The organism is Rossellomorea sp. ABR4_012 (genome assembly GCF_056159545.1).
On the sequence record NZ_JBSWVK010000004.1, the window covers coordinates 166,245 to 180,593 of the forward strand.

The 14,349-nt window shown below is 40.3% G+C and carries 17 protein-coding genes; 6 read left to right on the forward strand and 11 right to left on the reverse strand.

The genetic code is table 11. From position 1 onward, the window contains the following. Window positions 1-126: 126 nt before the first annotated feature. Genes ACXAFV_RS16915 through ACXAFV_RS16935 form a run of 5 tightly spaced genes read right to left on the reverse strand, consistent with a single transcriptional unit; the run spans window position 127 to window position 2,167 of the window. Complete coding sequence (locus ACXAFV_RS16915; protein ID WP_475128200.1) at window positions 127-285, reverse strand: hypothetical protein; 159 nt, start codon at window positions 283-285, stop codon at window positions 127-129. Window positions 286-312: 27 nt separating this feature from the next. Further along, window positions 313-567, reverse strand: coding sequence for a hypothetical protein (locus ACXAFV_RS16920; RefSeq protein ID WP_475128201.1), 255 nt, complete (start codon window positions 565-567; stop codon window positions 313-315). 33 nt (window positions 568-600) lie between these two features. Beyond that, on the reverse strand, window positions 601-945 hold the full coding sequence (locus ACXAFV_RS16925; RefSeq protein WP_475128203.1) for a hypothetical protein: 345 nt from the start codon (window positions 943-945) through the stop codon (window positions 601-603). Window positions 946-959: 14 nt separating this feature from the next. Next, window positions 960-1,478 carry a GrpB family protein gene (locus tag ACXAFV_RS16930; RefSeq protein ID WP_475128204.1) on the reverse strand — a complete coding sequence of 173 codons (519 nt, stop codon included), beginning with the start codon at window positions 1,476-1,478 and terminating at the stop codon, window positions 960-962. Further along, window positions 1,478-2,167: a Type 1 glutamine amidotransferase-like domain-containing protein gene (locus ACXAFV_RS16935; RefSeq protein ID WP_475128206.1), complete on the reverse strand. Its 690-nt coding sequence runs from the start codon at window positions 2,165-2,167 to the stop codon at window positions 1,478-1,480. Before ACXAFV_RS16935 ends, ACXAFV_RS16930 begins: the two co-directional genes overlap by 1 nt. A gap of 423 nt (window positions 2,168-2,590) precedes the next feature. Between ACXAFV_RS16935 and ACXAFV_RS16940 the strand changes: the two genes are divergently transcribed. Beyond that, window positions 2,591-3,805: a S8 family peptidase gene (locus ACXAFV_RS16940; protein WP_475128207.1), complete on the forward strand. Its 1,215-nt coding sequence runs from the start codon at window positions 2,591-2,593 to the stop codon at window positions 3,803-3,805. Window positions 3,806-3,849: 44 nt separating this feature from the next. On the opposite strand, the gene ACXAFV_RS16945 is transcribed toward ACXAFV_RS16940, so the two are convergent. After that, entirely contained in the window at window positions 3,850-4,179 is a 330-nt protein-coding gene (locus ACXAFV_RS16945) for an HIT domain-containing protein (protein ID WP_475128208.1), read from the reverse strand. Window positions 4,180-4,423: 244 nt separating this feature from the next. Here ACXAFV_RS16945 and ACXAFV_RS16950 point away from each other — a divergent pair, with 244 nt between their 5' ends. Continuing rightward, complete coding sequence (locus ACXAFV_RS16950; RefSeq protein WP_475128209.1) at window positions 4,424-6,052, forward strand: M4 family metallopeptidase; 1,629 nt, start codon at window positions 4,424-4,426, stop codon at window positions 6,050-6,052. A gap of 67 nt (window positions 6,053-6,119) precedes the next feature. Here the strand turns inward: ACXAFV_RS16950 and ACXAFV_RS16955 are convergent, their stop codons facing one another. Continuing rightward, entirely contained in the window at window positions 6,120-7,601 is a 1,482-nt protein-coding gene (locus tag ACXAFV_RS16955) for a SulP family inorganic anion transporter (protein WP_475128210.1), read from the reverse strand. 264 nt (window positions 7,602-7,865) lie between these two features. On the opposite strand from ACXAFV_RS16955, the gene ACXAFV_RS16960 reads away from it, so the two are divergent. Beyond that, entirely contained in the window at window positions 7,866-8,282 is a 417-nt protein-coding gene (locus tag ACXAFV_RS16960) for a universal stress protein (RefSeq protein WP_475128211.1), read from the forward strand. 64 nt (window positions 8,283-8,346) lie between these two features. On the opposite strand, the gene ACXAFV_RS16965 is transcribed toward ACXAFV_RS16960, so the two are convergent. Continuing rightward, the gene (locus tag ACXAFV_RS16965) at window positions 8,347-9,114 is read right to left on the reverse strand and encodes an alpha/beta hydrolase (RefSeq protein ID WP_475128213.1); all 768 of its coding nucleotides are present in this window, start codon (window positions 9,112-9,114) and stop codon (window positions 8,347-8,349) included. 209 nt (window positions 9,115-9,323) lie between these two features. On the opposite strand from ACXAFV_RS16965, the gene ACXAFV_RS16970 reads away from it, so the two are divergent. Together ACXAFV_RS16970 and ACXAFV_RS16975 are read left to right on the forward strand one after the other, a co-directional pair. After that, window positions 9,324-9,644 (forward strand): SGNH/GDSL hydrolase family protein, encoded by a 321-nt coding sequence (locus tag ACXAFV_RS16970; protein ID WP_475128214.1) that lies wholly within the window; start codon window positions 9,324-9,326, stop codon window positions 9,642-9,644. Beyond that, entirely contained in the window at window positions 9,641-10,000 is a 360-nt protein-coding gene (locus ACXAFV_RS16975) for a hypothetical protein (RefSeq protein WP_475128215.1), read from the forward strand. Before ACXAFV_RS16970 ends, ACXAFV_RS16975 begins: the two co-directional genes overlap by 4 nt. Window positions 10,001-10,043: 43 nt before the next feature. Here ACXAFV_RS16975 and ACXAFV_RS16980 read toward each other — a convergent pair whose 3' ends face one another. Next, window positions 10,044-11,093, reverse strand: a complete 1,050-nt coding sequence (locus ACXAFV_RS16980) for a M14 family metallopeptidase (protein WP_475128217.1) — start codon at window positions 11,091-11,093, stop codon at window positions 10,044-10,046. Between the two features lie 322 nt (window positions 11,094-11,415). Beyond that, window positions 11,416-12,894 (reverse strand): esterase/lipase family protein, encoded by a 1,479-nt coding sequence (locus ACXAFV_RS16985; RefSeq protein WP_475128218.1) that lies wholly within the window; start codon window positions 12,892-12,894, stop codon window positions 11,416-11,418. A gap of 233 nt (window positions 12,895-13,127) precedes the next feature. Here ACXAFV_RS16985 and ACXAFV_RS16990 point away from each other — a divergent pair, with 233 nt between their 5' ends. Then, window positions 13,128-13,595, forward strand: coding sequence for a hypothetical protein (locus ACXAFV_RS16990; protein ID WP_475128219.1), 468 nt, complete (start codon window positions 13,128-13,130; stop codon window positions 13,593-13,595). Window positions 13,596-13,630: 35 nt separating this feature from the next. On the opposite strand, the gene pssA is transcribed toward ACXAFV_RS16990, so the two are convergent. Further along, window positions 13,631-14,317 (reverse strand): CDP-diacylglycerol--serine O-phosphatidyltransferase, encoded by a 687-nt coding sequence (gene pssA / locus ACXAFV_RS16995; RefSeq protein ID WP_475128220.1) that lies wholly within the window; start codon window positions 14,315-14,317, stop codon window positions 13,631-13,633. Window positions 14,318-14,349: the final 32 nt, after the last annotated feature.

Here is a 14,349-nt window from a genome sequence, read left to right on the forward strand (position 1 = left end):
CAAGGATGCAGCCATTCATTCGTTCATCATCGAACTTTGACGATTATAAATCTTAATAGCCCGTGGCTCAGTGCATAAAAACAGTGAGCCGAGGACCTTTGTGATGGAAACTGAATATCATTGACCTCATGACAATATCACGTTTTTTAAATATAAAAAGAGATAAATCATGACACCGATCATTCCAATCGTCAATCCAACAACGATTAAACCATATAGAAATCCTTTTATTGCTGCAAGCACATCAAAAAATAATTCCTTGCAGAAATCCTGAATGGCATTCAATTCATTTGCCCCTTTTCTATTCTTTGTTTACTTCTCCAACATTCCCTTTTTATATATTAAATATGCACTATATCCGCCTCCTACAATCAAAATGACTGCTGACGAATTGATGAATGTCAAATCCATTACATAGTCATCAGGAGAATAACTTCCTGACATAGCTGCCTGGAACACTGCCTTACCCATCATAGGCATGATTGCATTAAGAATTCCGGTAAGGAACAAAACCGCAACGCCAAAAAAAGCGCACAGACAGCTGAAGAAAAATAATATTTTATTCATTATGTATCCATCAACCTTCCATAAGAAAAACTTCTACCTGCAATAATTGATGTCTTCCTTGCTTTTAACGCTTCCGGTATTTTTATTAATGATGATTTCATAACCTTCACACGATGAAGAATCTCTTTTATCTATAAGCTCAACGATTACTTCATCACTCATTTGATACACATCTTTCGCTGCGTATGGTGTTTCATCAAGCTTCTTTGATGGTTTCCACCAGCCGGCAAGGTATCGTTTAGAAATGTCGATTGCCAATGTTCTGTTGACAGGTAAATCAGTTTGTTCAATATGTAATGTCCGGGAATCATTTCTCACAAACATACCAAGCATGATCAGAATACCGACCGCGGGAATGAACAGTAGTTTTAAATTCATTTTTATCACCTATCTTAACTTTGATGCCTGTTTGCTATTTCTAATGCCTTCAGGATAAATGGTTCTTTCATTTTTGTATAGAGTGACCGATCATGTTTATGTTGCAGTGCGAGCTTCTTTTTTAATGAAGCATACTCTTCCCTGTAAGGTGTGGATGCTCTGAGAAGGTCTCTGAAGCCTATTTTTGCTTTCCATTCATCACCGCCAGCCACACACACATGAATATGATGGGACCCTTTGCCCCATAGACCCTTTCTGAAAAATCTTCTGTCTTCCCATTCTGGTTTGGGTACATATTCATAATCAATCAACCTGAGAGGCTTTATTAATTCTTCTGCATCTTCCATCTGCCGGACCCCTGCCAGAATATCAATAATTGGCTTGGCAGCTAATCCGGTCACGGACGTACTGCCAATGTGCTCTACAGCTATGATCCATTTACCCGCAGCTTCAAGGATTTTCTTCTGCTCCATTTCAAATTGTGCTTGCCACTGTGGATTATAATCCACAAATTCAACTACAGGTTTATTCATCAATGTCTTTTCGTTCCCTCAATCAAAGCACCGCTTTCAACCTCATAACTTACCCTTTCGTCAAAAACGACTGCGTTTTTATTTCCAATCACTTTCACATCACACCCCTGTATACATAACCCGGTCTCCTCTGACAGTGCGATGACAGGAATTTGAAACGCATGAATAAATGACCTGATGAATGACTGCTGCTCTTTTTCATAATGACATAGCACGGCATAGCGTCCTATGAAGCCCAGACCTTCATAATCTTCTAAATGATCCTTATTTGCATCATTGATCGCACAGGTCATGATATGACTGCCTAATACAATTCCCCCGGCACTTCCTCCATAAACAGTTCCGCCATTCTCTAGATAATCATTTATCACCCTTGAAAAATGTGTATCATTCAGTATTTTTAACAGATGAAATGTATTCCCTCCGCCAATATAGACAGCCGAAAAGCCCATAAGATCTGCCAGACTCTTATTTTCTAAATCTGTCCACATTTCAATATGATCTACTCCAAGAGGACTGAAGACCCCCGTTATCCACTCGTAGCACTCTTCGTATGAAACTGAAGGCGACTCCATTGCCACCGGGATATATAAAAGAGGAATGGCGGGATTCAGTAAGGATACAAAATGACGATCAATCGCCTCTGTCTGTTGTTCATTTCCTCCTCCTGAAATGACTATTGTACGCATTGCCTCTCCCCCTCTTCATAATTGTCATTTTACCACTTAATTGTCATCATTCTCCATACAAACTTATGAATCTCTCTGTAATAGAAAAAAATTTACTCTATCAGGTTGAGAAAAGGCGTGACTGATTTCCTATACGAAATGGTGCAATAATTGCCGTTTTAAGGAAACTTTTCATGAATTGAGTGAATTTTTTAATTTTTGGTATTTCAATTTCCTTTTATAACCAAAAAGTTGAACGTTGCAGGTATTTTGTATTTTTTTATTGTTTGCTAGAATCCTATTTAGCGAGATGCACTACATACCAGGACACTTCTTCAACAGCATCTCCAAACTTAATGGAAAGGAGAAAAAATAAGGCAAGCAAATTCATTTGTCGTTGTGAAATCGGAACACTCTAAAAAAAGAAAATGGAGGAATACATTTATGAAGTTTAAGAAAATAGCCGCTTTATCATTAGCTGCATCACTCACGATCTTCCCAAGCTTTGGCGGGAGTGCTTTTGCGAAGGATTCCACTTCTTTGGACACCGCAACAAAAAATACATCCGTAAATAAAAGTCTTGATCAAAATGAATATGTTAACGGTGAAGTGATTGTAAAGTTTAAGGATTCTGCTTCGACTTCAGCAAAAGGAAATGTGCTTAAAAGTTTGAAGGTCTCTGAGGTCGAAGACACAGATGCAGTTAAATCTCCTTTCAAAGTTCTTAAGGTTGGTAATGTTGAAGCAGTTGTTAAAGCATTGAACAACAATCCGAATGTTGAATACGCAGAGCCTAATTACAAATTCTCCGGAACATGGACACCTAATGATACGTACTATCAAGGCTATCAATACGGTCCTCAAAATACCTACACTAATTACGCATGGGATTATACCCGCGGCAGCAGCGGACAGGAAATCGCGGTTCTTGATACAGGCGTAGATTATAACCACCCTGACCTGGACGGTAAAACGATCCGCGGCTATGACTTCGTAGATAATGATTATTACCCTATGGATCTGAATGGACATGGTACTCACGTTGCCGGTACAGCTGCAGCTGAAACGAATAACAGCACAGGTATCGCAGGCATGGCCCCTAATACTAAAATCCTTGCCGTTCGTGTGCTGGATGCAAACGGAAACGGATCATTAGCAGATATCGCTGATGGTATCCGTTATGCCGCAGACCAAGGTGCTGAAGTCATCAACCTTTCTTTAGGCTGTGATTGTTCCACTCCTACCCTTGAAAACGCAGTTAACTATGCATGGAATAAAGGCAGTGTGGTGATCGCCGCTGCAGGAAACGACGGAGTATCCACTACATTTGAACCTGCTTCTTATACAAATGTCATCGCAGTTGGCGCTGTAGACAGTTCTGACCGTAAAGCTTCATTCTCAAATTATGGCACATGGGTAGATGTAACAGCACCGGGTGTCAACATTGCTGCAACAATCCCTAATAACGGGTACGCATACATGTCAGGTACATCAATGGCTTCCCCGCATGTGGCTGGTCTTGCCGGACTTCTTGCATCACAGGGACGTAACAACGTTCAAATCCGCCAGGCGATCGAACAAACTGCGGATCCGATCAGCGGCACTGGTTCCTACTTCAAGCATGGCCGCATCAACTCTTATGATGCTGTAAGATACTAATCTATCAAAAAACCCTCTGTTCCTAACCGGAACAGAGGGTTTTTTTAGTTAATGACTTCTCCCGAAACAATATGAAAATGAAGGTGTTTGGAATCCTGATATTTTCCCAGGTTTGTTATCACTCTGCATGCCTCATATTCCTTTTCTACATCATCTGCCACCATTCTGACAGTATCCATTAATTCCAAGAATAAATGATGATCTTCTTCCTTTATCTCAGTTAAGGAAGGAATGTGTTTCTTAGGGATTGCTACAATATGCAGCTTGTAATAAGGCTTAGTATGATAATATGCCAGTGTGTTTTCCGTTTCATACACTTTTTTCACAACAGTCTTTCCACTCAAAACCTCTTCACAATAAAAATCATCCGTCAATTCAAACACCTCTTTTTATTGGTATTGTTCTTATATCACAATAACATAATTATCCAATTTTGACATATAAACAATTCTTCATCCATTTAACCGTCAATTACATGAAAATTTTCCTGAATCATCAGAAAAACACTCTATTTTTTCTACTAAAATAGTCCCTGTTTTTCTCAATACCAAAAGATATGATAGAATGTTAACCTTTTATTGACAGAATTTTTAGAAATGAAAAACAGGAGGAGATTATGTGAAAAAGAGAAAGTTAGCAGGTGTTGGTTTGTCGGTAGGTTTGATAACGGGAATGCTTGCAACAGGAAGTGCCGGTGCACAGTCCCAAGCAAATGTTCAATGGAATGAAAAAGCTGGTACGCCTGAATTTGTTTCAGGAGTCCTGTCCGCCCCTTCAAATGCAAATGCAGAATCCATCGTTCTTTCTTATTTAGAAAAGAACAAACAAACATTCAAGTTAACGGATAAAGGTGCAAAAGAACAGTTCAAGGTTTTATCTGTGGAAAAAGATGAGCTCGGCTACACCGTCGTCCGCTTTCAGCAAATGTTCAAAGGTGTCCCGGTCTGGGGCTCCACTCAATCAGCTGTTGTGAATGAAGATGGTATCATCAAAGCCTTCTCAGGCGCAGTGGCTGCCGATCTGAATAAGAAAAGCTTGAAGGCAAGTAAAAAGGTGAATGCGAATAAAGCACTAAAAATCGCCAAAAAAGATTTAGGAATCGATCCAAAGCTCGAAAAGAAAGCAAATCCAGAGCTTGTTATTTATACAGATGGTGATTCTCCCAGATACGCATACTTCATCAACTTGAATTTCCTATACCCCGAGCCGGGGAACTGGAACTATTTCATCGATACAAAAACCGGGGAAATCCTCAACAAATACAATGATATGCACGAAGTCAGCGGGACGAATCAAGTCGGTACAGGCACAGGTGTACTTGGCGGAACGAAACAGCTGAATACTACACTTTCCGGAAGCACTTATTATCTGCAGGACAATACCCGTGGAGGAGGAGTTTATACATACGACATGGATAACATGACCTTCTTCCCTCAGTTCTTCCTGCCGGGATCGCTGTGGGCAGATAGTGATAATGTGTTCAACGACTCTTATGATGCAGCTGCGGTTGATGCTCACTACTTCGCGGGACAAACATATGATTTCTACAAAGAAAACTATAATCGGAATTCCTATGACAACAATGGAGCGGAACTTGTTTCTTCTGTCCATTACAGCAGCGGTTATAACAATGCATTCTGGAACGGTTCACAGATGGTTTATGGTGATGGGGACGGAACCACATTCGCACCGCTTTCCGGCGGAATCGATGTTGTCGCGCATGAGCTCACACATGCCGTTACTAACTTCACCTCCGACCTCGTTTATCAGAACGAATCTGGTGCATTGAACGAAGCGATTTCCGATATATTTGGAACACTTGTAGAATTTGAAAAAGGTTCAAATCCTGATTTTGAAATCGGTGAAGACATTTACACTCCTGGTACAAGCGGGGATGCCCTCAGATCCATGAGCGACCCGAGCAAATACGGTGACCCTGACCATTACTCCGTCCGTTACACTGGAACTCAGGATAACGGCGGCGTTCACATCAACTCTGGAATCATCAACAAGCAAGCTTATCTATTAAGCGAAGGCGGTACGTTCTACGGTGTAACCGTACCGGGCATCGGACGTGAGAAGCTTGGTGACATCTATTATCGCATGAATACTGTATACCTCACTTCATCCTCTACATTCAGTCAGGCAAGAGCGGCAGCAGTACAGGCGGCAACGGACCTATATGGCAGCGGTTCAGCAGAAGTCAATGCGGTAAACCTTTCATTTGATGCAGTTGGAATCTATTAATCTATAGAAAGAAGAATAAAAAAACCAGCAGATTACCTCTGCTGGTTTTTTCTATGCGGTCTAACCACTAATGGTTTACAACCTTATCAAGACCACCAGGCTTATTATGAACAGCCAGTTTATCCATTAAATTATTACTTTCGGCATTAAGGCCTGCCAAGTTGACCTTAACCCCGTTCTGGTGGTATTTCAACACGATTTTATCAATCGCTCCAACGGCTGAATCATCCCATAAATGAGCATTCGTCAGGTCCAATGTAACTTCCTTCACATCTTCAGTGAAATCAAAGCTTTCAACGAAATCTGTAACGGAAGCAAAGAATAGTTGTCCTGACACCCGGTATACTTTCTTATGAGTTTGTTCCGATGCCATTGTCGTAATCTTCACTTTTGAAATCTTGGAAGCAAAGAAAACTGCACTTAAAATGATTCCTACCAGGACTCCTTTTGATAAGTCATGCGTGAATAACACTGTAATTACTGTAGCCAGCATGACAATTGTATCCGTGATTGGCGTTTTGTGGAGGTTCATTACGGATCCCCAATCAAATGTTCCAATCGATACCATGATCATGACTCCTACGAGAGCTGCCATTGGTATTTGAACTAAGAAATCATTTAAGAGCAGAATCAGGATCATTAAGAATGTTCCTGCTACAAAAGCAGATAGTCTTCCTCGGCCGCCGGATTTAACATTGATGACAGATTGTCCGATCATTGCACATCCTGCCATACCTCCGAAAAATCCTGATACGATGTTGGCCATACCCTGTCCTTTTGCTTCTTTATTCTTATCACTTGTCGTATCCGTCATATCATCCACAATAGAAGCAGTCAGCAATGATTCAACCAAGCCGACAATGGCAATCGATAATGAATAAGGGAAGATGATTTGAAGCGTCTCGAAGGTAAATGGAATGTCCGGAATCAAGAAAACAGGCAGTGTTTGGGTTAGCTGACCCATATCTCCTACTGTCCTTACCCCTGTACCTGCCATAACAGAAAAAATCGATACAGCAATGATTGCCACAAGCGGTGAAGGAACTGCCTTCGTAAAACGCGGGAGAATATAGATAATGGCCAAAGCCGCAGCCACCATCACATACATGATCCATTCTTCTCCAACAAAATGCGGCAATTGGGCTGCAAAAATCAAGATTGCCAATGCGTTAACGAATCCAATCATGACAGAACGTGGAACAAATTTCATTAAGCGGCCTAATTTAAGGACACCCATGAGAATTTGAATCACACCTGTCAGGATAGTAGCAGCAAGTAAATATTTTAGTCCGTGTTCAGCCACCAATGTTGTCATCAATAAAGCTGTTGCACCCGTAGCTGCAGAAATCATTCCTGGTCGTCCACCGACAAACGCAATGACAACTGCAATACAGAATGAAGCATACAAACCGACCATTGGATCGACACCGGCAATAATCGAAAATGCAATCGCTTCAGGAATCAATGCCATCGCTACGACCATCCCTGCAAGGATGTCCCCGCGGATATTTCCAAACCATTCATATTTAATTTTTGAAGATAAATTCATAATGCACCTCTTTTAATTTTTTGTCTTGACTTTCAACTCTCATGAAAGTCGGGGCCGTTTTACACAAGGCACATTATATAATGGATATATCTTTTTGTGAACCTCTTATGAAAGCGTCGTCACCTATGATTATCACTTGTTTATTCCGTTTTCCTTATGTTTTCTGCTAAATTGAATAAATGTAAAAAAAGATGCATTTTATTATGTGAAAAAAGGTGTAAAATAGAATATATTTAGAAAGTTCAATCATTGAGGGGGATTTCTATGTTTAAAAAAATATTGCTTGCCACTGACGGATCTGAGCATTCAATCAGAGCTGCTGATAAAGCAATTGCACTTGCTTCCTTACAGACCGGAGCGGAAATTAACATTGTTTATGTGATTGACGCCAAACAATCTAAAGATGATGTGCTTCAGCATTGGGGCACCGATACCTCAGATAAAAGAAGATATAAACTTCAATTGATTGAACAAAAAGCGAAACATGCTGAAGTGAAATACCAAACAATCATTTTGCACGGAGAACCCGGACCCACGATAGTTGAATTCGCAAACAAGTATACATATGATGCGCTAGTGATCGGAAGCCGCGGCCTCAATACGTTTCAGGAAATGGTGCTCGGAAGCGTTAGCCATAAAGTTGCAAAACGGGCGAAATGCCCTGTCATGATCGTGAAATAGAAAGAGCTTGAGGATTATCCCTCAAGCTCTTTTCATCCTTTTTTTCTTAAGTAAAATTGTGAATTCATTTATATAAATAACTGAATATCAGTGGCACGCGCTCTCTCCATGCCAACTCATTATGCACAGCACCTTCCACAACTTCAAATCGGCAATCCTGAACCTTTTCCCGAAGCAAATGATATATGTCCCTGCTTGAGTTTATGTATGTAAGATCGTCAATGCTTTCTGAATTTTCTTTCGTTCCTATATCCAAATAGAACCGTTTGATATTTGATAAGTCACTTTCTTTTATCAGGTCCTCGATCTCCTTCTGATTGAACCAATAAGCTGATGAAAGAGAAGCTATCTTTTTAAAAATATGAGGATAGACACATGCTGCATAAGTTGAAATAAGTCCACCCATTGAACTGCCAGCCATGCTTGTTTCATCTGTCAGTGTCCTATATTTCTCATCGATCATCGGCTTTAATTCATGAACAATATAATCGATATACTCCTTTCCTTCCCCTCCGATTGACTGGCAATCAGAAGAAAATACATCGGTCATTTCATTACTTGGCCACGGCCCGTACTCATCCAATCTTTTTGAACCCTCATTACAGTCAATCCCCACTACAATCAGATCCAGATCACTTTTATCAAGATAATCCCCGATTCTCCAAGCCATTCCGTACCCTGCATCTTCATCCCTATAAAGGTTCTGTCCGTCATGCATATATAAGACAGGGTAGTGTTCCGCCCCATTTCCATAATATGTATTAGGTAGGTAGACACGAACCTGTCTCTTCCTATTAAAAGGTGTAATGTTCACTTCAAAATTCTCGTACATCCTTAGACCTCCCCTTCCACATATACTAATAGTTTACCATGGTTTGTTAACCCATATCTCATATAAATACAACCTCTCAAAGGCCCGTCCCGCATTTATTTAAAGTGTTAAAGTGATTGTCCGACATATGTCAGTTTTTCAACAGATGTCAACATTAACAACCTACCATTAGGTAAATATTGTATACTGCAATAAAAGGGGGCATTTTTATGAAAATAGGTCTGTTTGGAGATAGCTTGACTGAAGGAATACCGGGTGTGTCATTTGTTAAGTTATTGAAAGAAAGATTTCCCCATCATGATTTTGATAATCAGGGTAAACCTGGTGAAACGATCAAAAGTTTGTATGAAAGATTGGCGAAAGATCCAATTACCACAAGCTATGACCTGTCTTTTTTATGGATAGGTGTTAATGACGTTTACTCCAAACTAATGAAAGTTCAAGCCCAGCCTCCTGTCAGTGATCACGAGGAATTCAGGGAATTGTTTGAAAAACATTTGTCTGTTTATCCCTCCACTCCAAACACGTGATTGTTGTAACCCCGGCATTGATCGGTGAACAAACCGATAGTGAACCCAACAGGGAATTACATGAGCTGTCCATTGTCATTCAATTTATTACAAGCAAACATAATACCGTTGAATTACTCAATATGTATGAAGTATTTAAAGAACATCTTTCTGACGGTTCAAGCAGTGACTTTATCAATACCAATGTATTCAGTATCATGAAAGACGCCCTTTTCTATAAAAACCCCTATAAAATTGATCAACTCTCTGCCAAAAGGGGATTGAGATATACGCTCGATGGTGTCCATTTGAATAGTAAGGGTGCACTAATTGCCGCGGATGAATATGCTAAATTCATTGATCAATACTCTTCTTAAAAAAGTGCGATCCCCTCAAGGGATCGCACTTTCATTTTACAAGTTATTCATGCTCACTGTGATTATAGGAACTCTCAGGTAAAGTATCCCAGAAAGAAGTATCTGCTTCATTGATCGAGCCATCTGCAATGGCTTTCGCAGTCGCTTCCATTCCGATAACGGCTTGCTTGATCAAATATCCGTTGCTCTTTTGACCAAGAATATAGTCTTCACGGTAGTGATCCGCCATACCTCTCATTTCAAAAAGCAGTGTAGCGATTCCATATTCCGCAGCCAAGCCGTTACGGGAAATGGTTTGAGCAGAACCCCCGATATATTTCGACAGTGTCCCGAAACCTCTGCTTTCTACAGTATTGTATAGGACTGCCCCAAGCTGCTTGGACTTTTCTACGACTTGAGGATCTACTTCTTCGTTAGTTGGATATAAAATCGAACCCGATACTAGCTCATCTGTATCCCCAAGGGTTGTCTCCGCTCCCTGGTGGTGAAGGTCGATCATGTAATCAGGAGAATACTTCTGCAGGACATTTTCATGGAGTGCCTGAGTCTCTGGCTGCTCACGGTCAATATGATCGCGGTTTAGGTCCACTTCATTTGCATTGTAGCGGGTATGCGTGCCTGACACATAATCTTCCAAAGAAAAGTTCACGTCTCCTTCCGCTCCATCAACATTTAAGCGTGGTGCCACTAAAATATTCACCTTGTCCAGCATTTCTTTTACTTCTTTTGAATTAGAAGTAAGATGTTGAATGAATTTTAATGCTCCTTCAGTCGTAAGTGCCTCGTTCCCATGCTGCTGAGTTAAATATAAAATCGTAGGATTGTTTTCGTCTGTTCCAAATTTTGCGAGATATAAATCGCGTTCTTTTACGGATTGCCCATATACTTCAAGTGAAAGTGCTTCTGACTTAGCATCAAGTCGTTCTAGCAGTTTAACCATTTCTTCGTAACTGTGTAAACGTTCATTCTTAATCGTTTCATTACCATTATACTCTGGTCCGTCAGCTGAGACAGGTGAGGTTGGAACAGTCATTGCGATTCCTGATGCCATCAATACCCCGGATACTGTGCCTTTAATCCATTTGTTCTTCATATGTATTCCTCCTTTTTGTTTCAGTACACTAAACTTATTTGATTCGTTCGACAATAAACCCTTTTCTATTCGAAAAAACGAAACGAAAGGACCAAGTTACGGAAGGGCGGATGGTGAAAAATGACTATTATTGATGTCGAAAAGTCAAGTAAAATGATTCCTTGTGCCAAGGACTAAATATACGGTTGGTTAGCAATAGATAAAAAAGGTGTCCAATGATTGTCAAAGAAAACAACTCCCTTTTCATATGAGATATTCTCTTGTCTCACAAAAAAAGGAAGCCCCATTACATGAGCTTCCAACTGATTTTGAAGTTTACGATTTACTGGTAATGCATTTTCCCTTCATCATTCACATAAATGGACTTTATCATCGTCCTCTTAAACGTATCGTTACCCTTCTTCCCCGCCACATCCAGGGTTATACTGTAGACCCCTTCACCAAGTTTAGGCAGTTTAAATGCGGTATCTTTCATTATTATCTTTCCTGTTTTAAGTTTCCCGTTTTTGTAATAGTCGTTGGTTATTTCCGTTTTCAATTTAACCTCGCTGCTTTTCTCCTTCACTTTTATAGTGTCTGAGCTGATGTGCATATTCACTGAGTCGTTCAATTCACTGGCGTATGTGACATTCATCAAATAGTGTTCTTCTTCGGGGGTGTTTGCATGTAAAATCCATTCCCCTGCTTTTGGATCAGGAATGGTCACACTGTGGTGATATGCACCTTCGAATAATCCACTTTCATCTGCGGTTGTATTAACTATATTCGTATTCTTTCCAACAGAATCTTCAAGGGTCAACGACGTATCTTTACGGTTGCTGATCCAGTCAATCGTAATTTCTTCAGTTCCCTCCTCAACAAGAATTTTTTCATGTCTATTTCCTTTATACACCCCTCCCCGGATATAAGACGAAGCAGATTCAACTAAAGAATCAATACTTTGAACACCAGAACCAGAACTCGATGGAGAGCTTTCGTTCAAATAGTTTTTAAACTGATTGAATGTGGAAGACCCTTCTTTGATCGTTGAGTGATTCCAGGTACTTGTGCCAAGATGTGCTGCATAGGGCAGGCGAGAACTGTTCACTGTAACCGCACCATCATTACTGCCATATGTGCTAAGATATAAACCGCCCCAATAAAGTGAACTACCAAAGCTCCCCCACTTCGTCCCGGCAAAAGTATAGAAAGGGACTCTTCCTACGTTACTGTGTGTATCCGTTTGGTCACGAAAATAATTCATATAACCTGTCTGAAGAGAGTAAGTTGCGTCACTTTTACTTCCAAGTATCCCTGCAAGCCAGCCAGCCCAGCTGCTATATGCAAGGTCGGCAAGCTCTGACCCCTTGTGAGGTGAAGAAAGTGTAATCACCCGTGCTACATAAGGATAAGCCCCATAATGAACAAGTGCAGATTGTGCATCTATGCCGCCTTTACTATGAGCTACAATGACCACTTTTTCTCCGAAATAATTATATATATCACGGATTCTACCTGCTAATAGAGCACCATTATCCCACATTGTTTTCGTCGGGTAGAGATCGATAAATGCTGTCTCATAGCCATTTTGATAAGCTGTATCATACATGTTATTTTCGTTCCACCATGTATTGGAAGACGAATTCAAACCATGTACAAATAAAACCGGGTGTTTAGAAGGTGCCACATATGATGGAGTCGTACCAACATACCATTGTCCCGGTACCCCAGAAGGATCGTCTTTTCCGAAATCCCCGGCCATACTCCAGGATGGAAACATCAAAAAAAACGCAGCAGCCAGCAGCCAAACTTTCTTTAACATAGCATCGCTCCTTATCAATCAAAGTAAAACCTATAAAGTATATCAATAAATAGCCAATGTTATTACGCGATATACTTTATTTGATTAAAAAGAACTAAATGGTGTAATGGATATCGAAGGGAGAGATTGTTGCTGGATTTCGTTTATCAAACATAAAGCCACATCAATTTATATGTATATCCTTCTCCTTTAACGTAAGAATAGATAGTAACTACGTAAATGGGAGTTTTTATATGACAGCAAAAATTCTACTCTTTATAGGATTTCTTCTCCCCTGGTTCTCCCTCTTCTTTGCCAAACCTGATACTATCAGAAGGTTCATTCCGGTCACAATCTTTACTTGTTTATTGATGACCATTGTCTTTCAAATCGCATATACGTATGACTGGTGGGAGATACATGAATATATTGTGCCTTGGGGATATATGATTGATGTGAGCTTTGCATATGGGTTATTTGCCGTAGGCACGTTTTGGATATTCCGTTTCACTCATCATCGATTCGGTCTTTATTTGCTTATCAATATCATCATGGATGTTTTTATGTGCTATGCAGCTCTGCCTTTATTAGATACACTGGGAATTGCAAATTACAAAAATATCACACCATGGCAGTATCTGCTGGTGATTGTCAGTATCTCAATTATCATTTATTTCTATCATAAGTGGCAGGAAAAAGTGTTCGTACCTTCTGTGAATTAAAAAAAGCATTGGAGTCTCCAATGCTTTTTTGTATGTTATTCATGTTTTCCTCTTTTAATAAAACGATAGGTAACATACGCGAAGTATAACGGGGCAGCAATATAAATCAAATAAGGGAACTGCTCATACGTTCCTTTATAAATGACGTATAATAGTGCACCGATAAATATGGTCACAATCGTTCCATACTTTGGGAGCGGTATTTCCTTGAAACTTGGAATACGGATCCTGCTTACCATTAAAAAACACATGGCGGTAAAAATGACAGATGTCACGATATTCGGGATACGGTCTCCGAATAAAGTCAAAATGGCCAGTATTCCTCCTGCTGCTGTGATCGGGACACCTATAAAATACTGAAGTGAGGTTTTAGGCGGACTCGTATTGAAGCGTGCCAGGCGGTATGCGCCGAACAATGGCAGCAGTCCTGCAACAAAAAAACCAAGTAATCCAAATTGATAAAAGGAAGTATAGTAAACCAGGAACGATGGGGCTACCCCGAATGTAACGATATCTGCCAGCGAGTCGAGCTCTTTCCCGAGGGTACTGTCAGCATCAAGCATCCTCGCTAACCGACCATCCATACTGTCAAGCATCATTCCAATAATAATCAATATAGCAGCATTCTTGAACTGACCATTAGCTGCAAACCCAATCGATAAAAAACCGCAATATAAATTGCCCAATGTCAGCGTATTAGGTATTTTCTTTGTGAATCGCATATGTAATCTCCAGTCTAAATCTAATCATACTT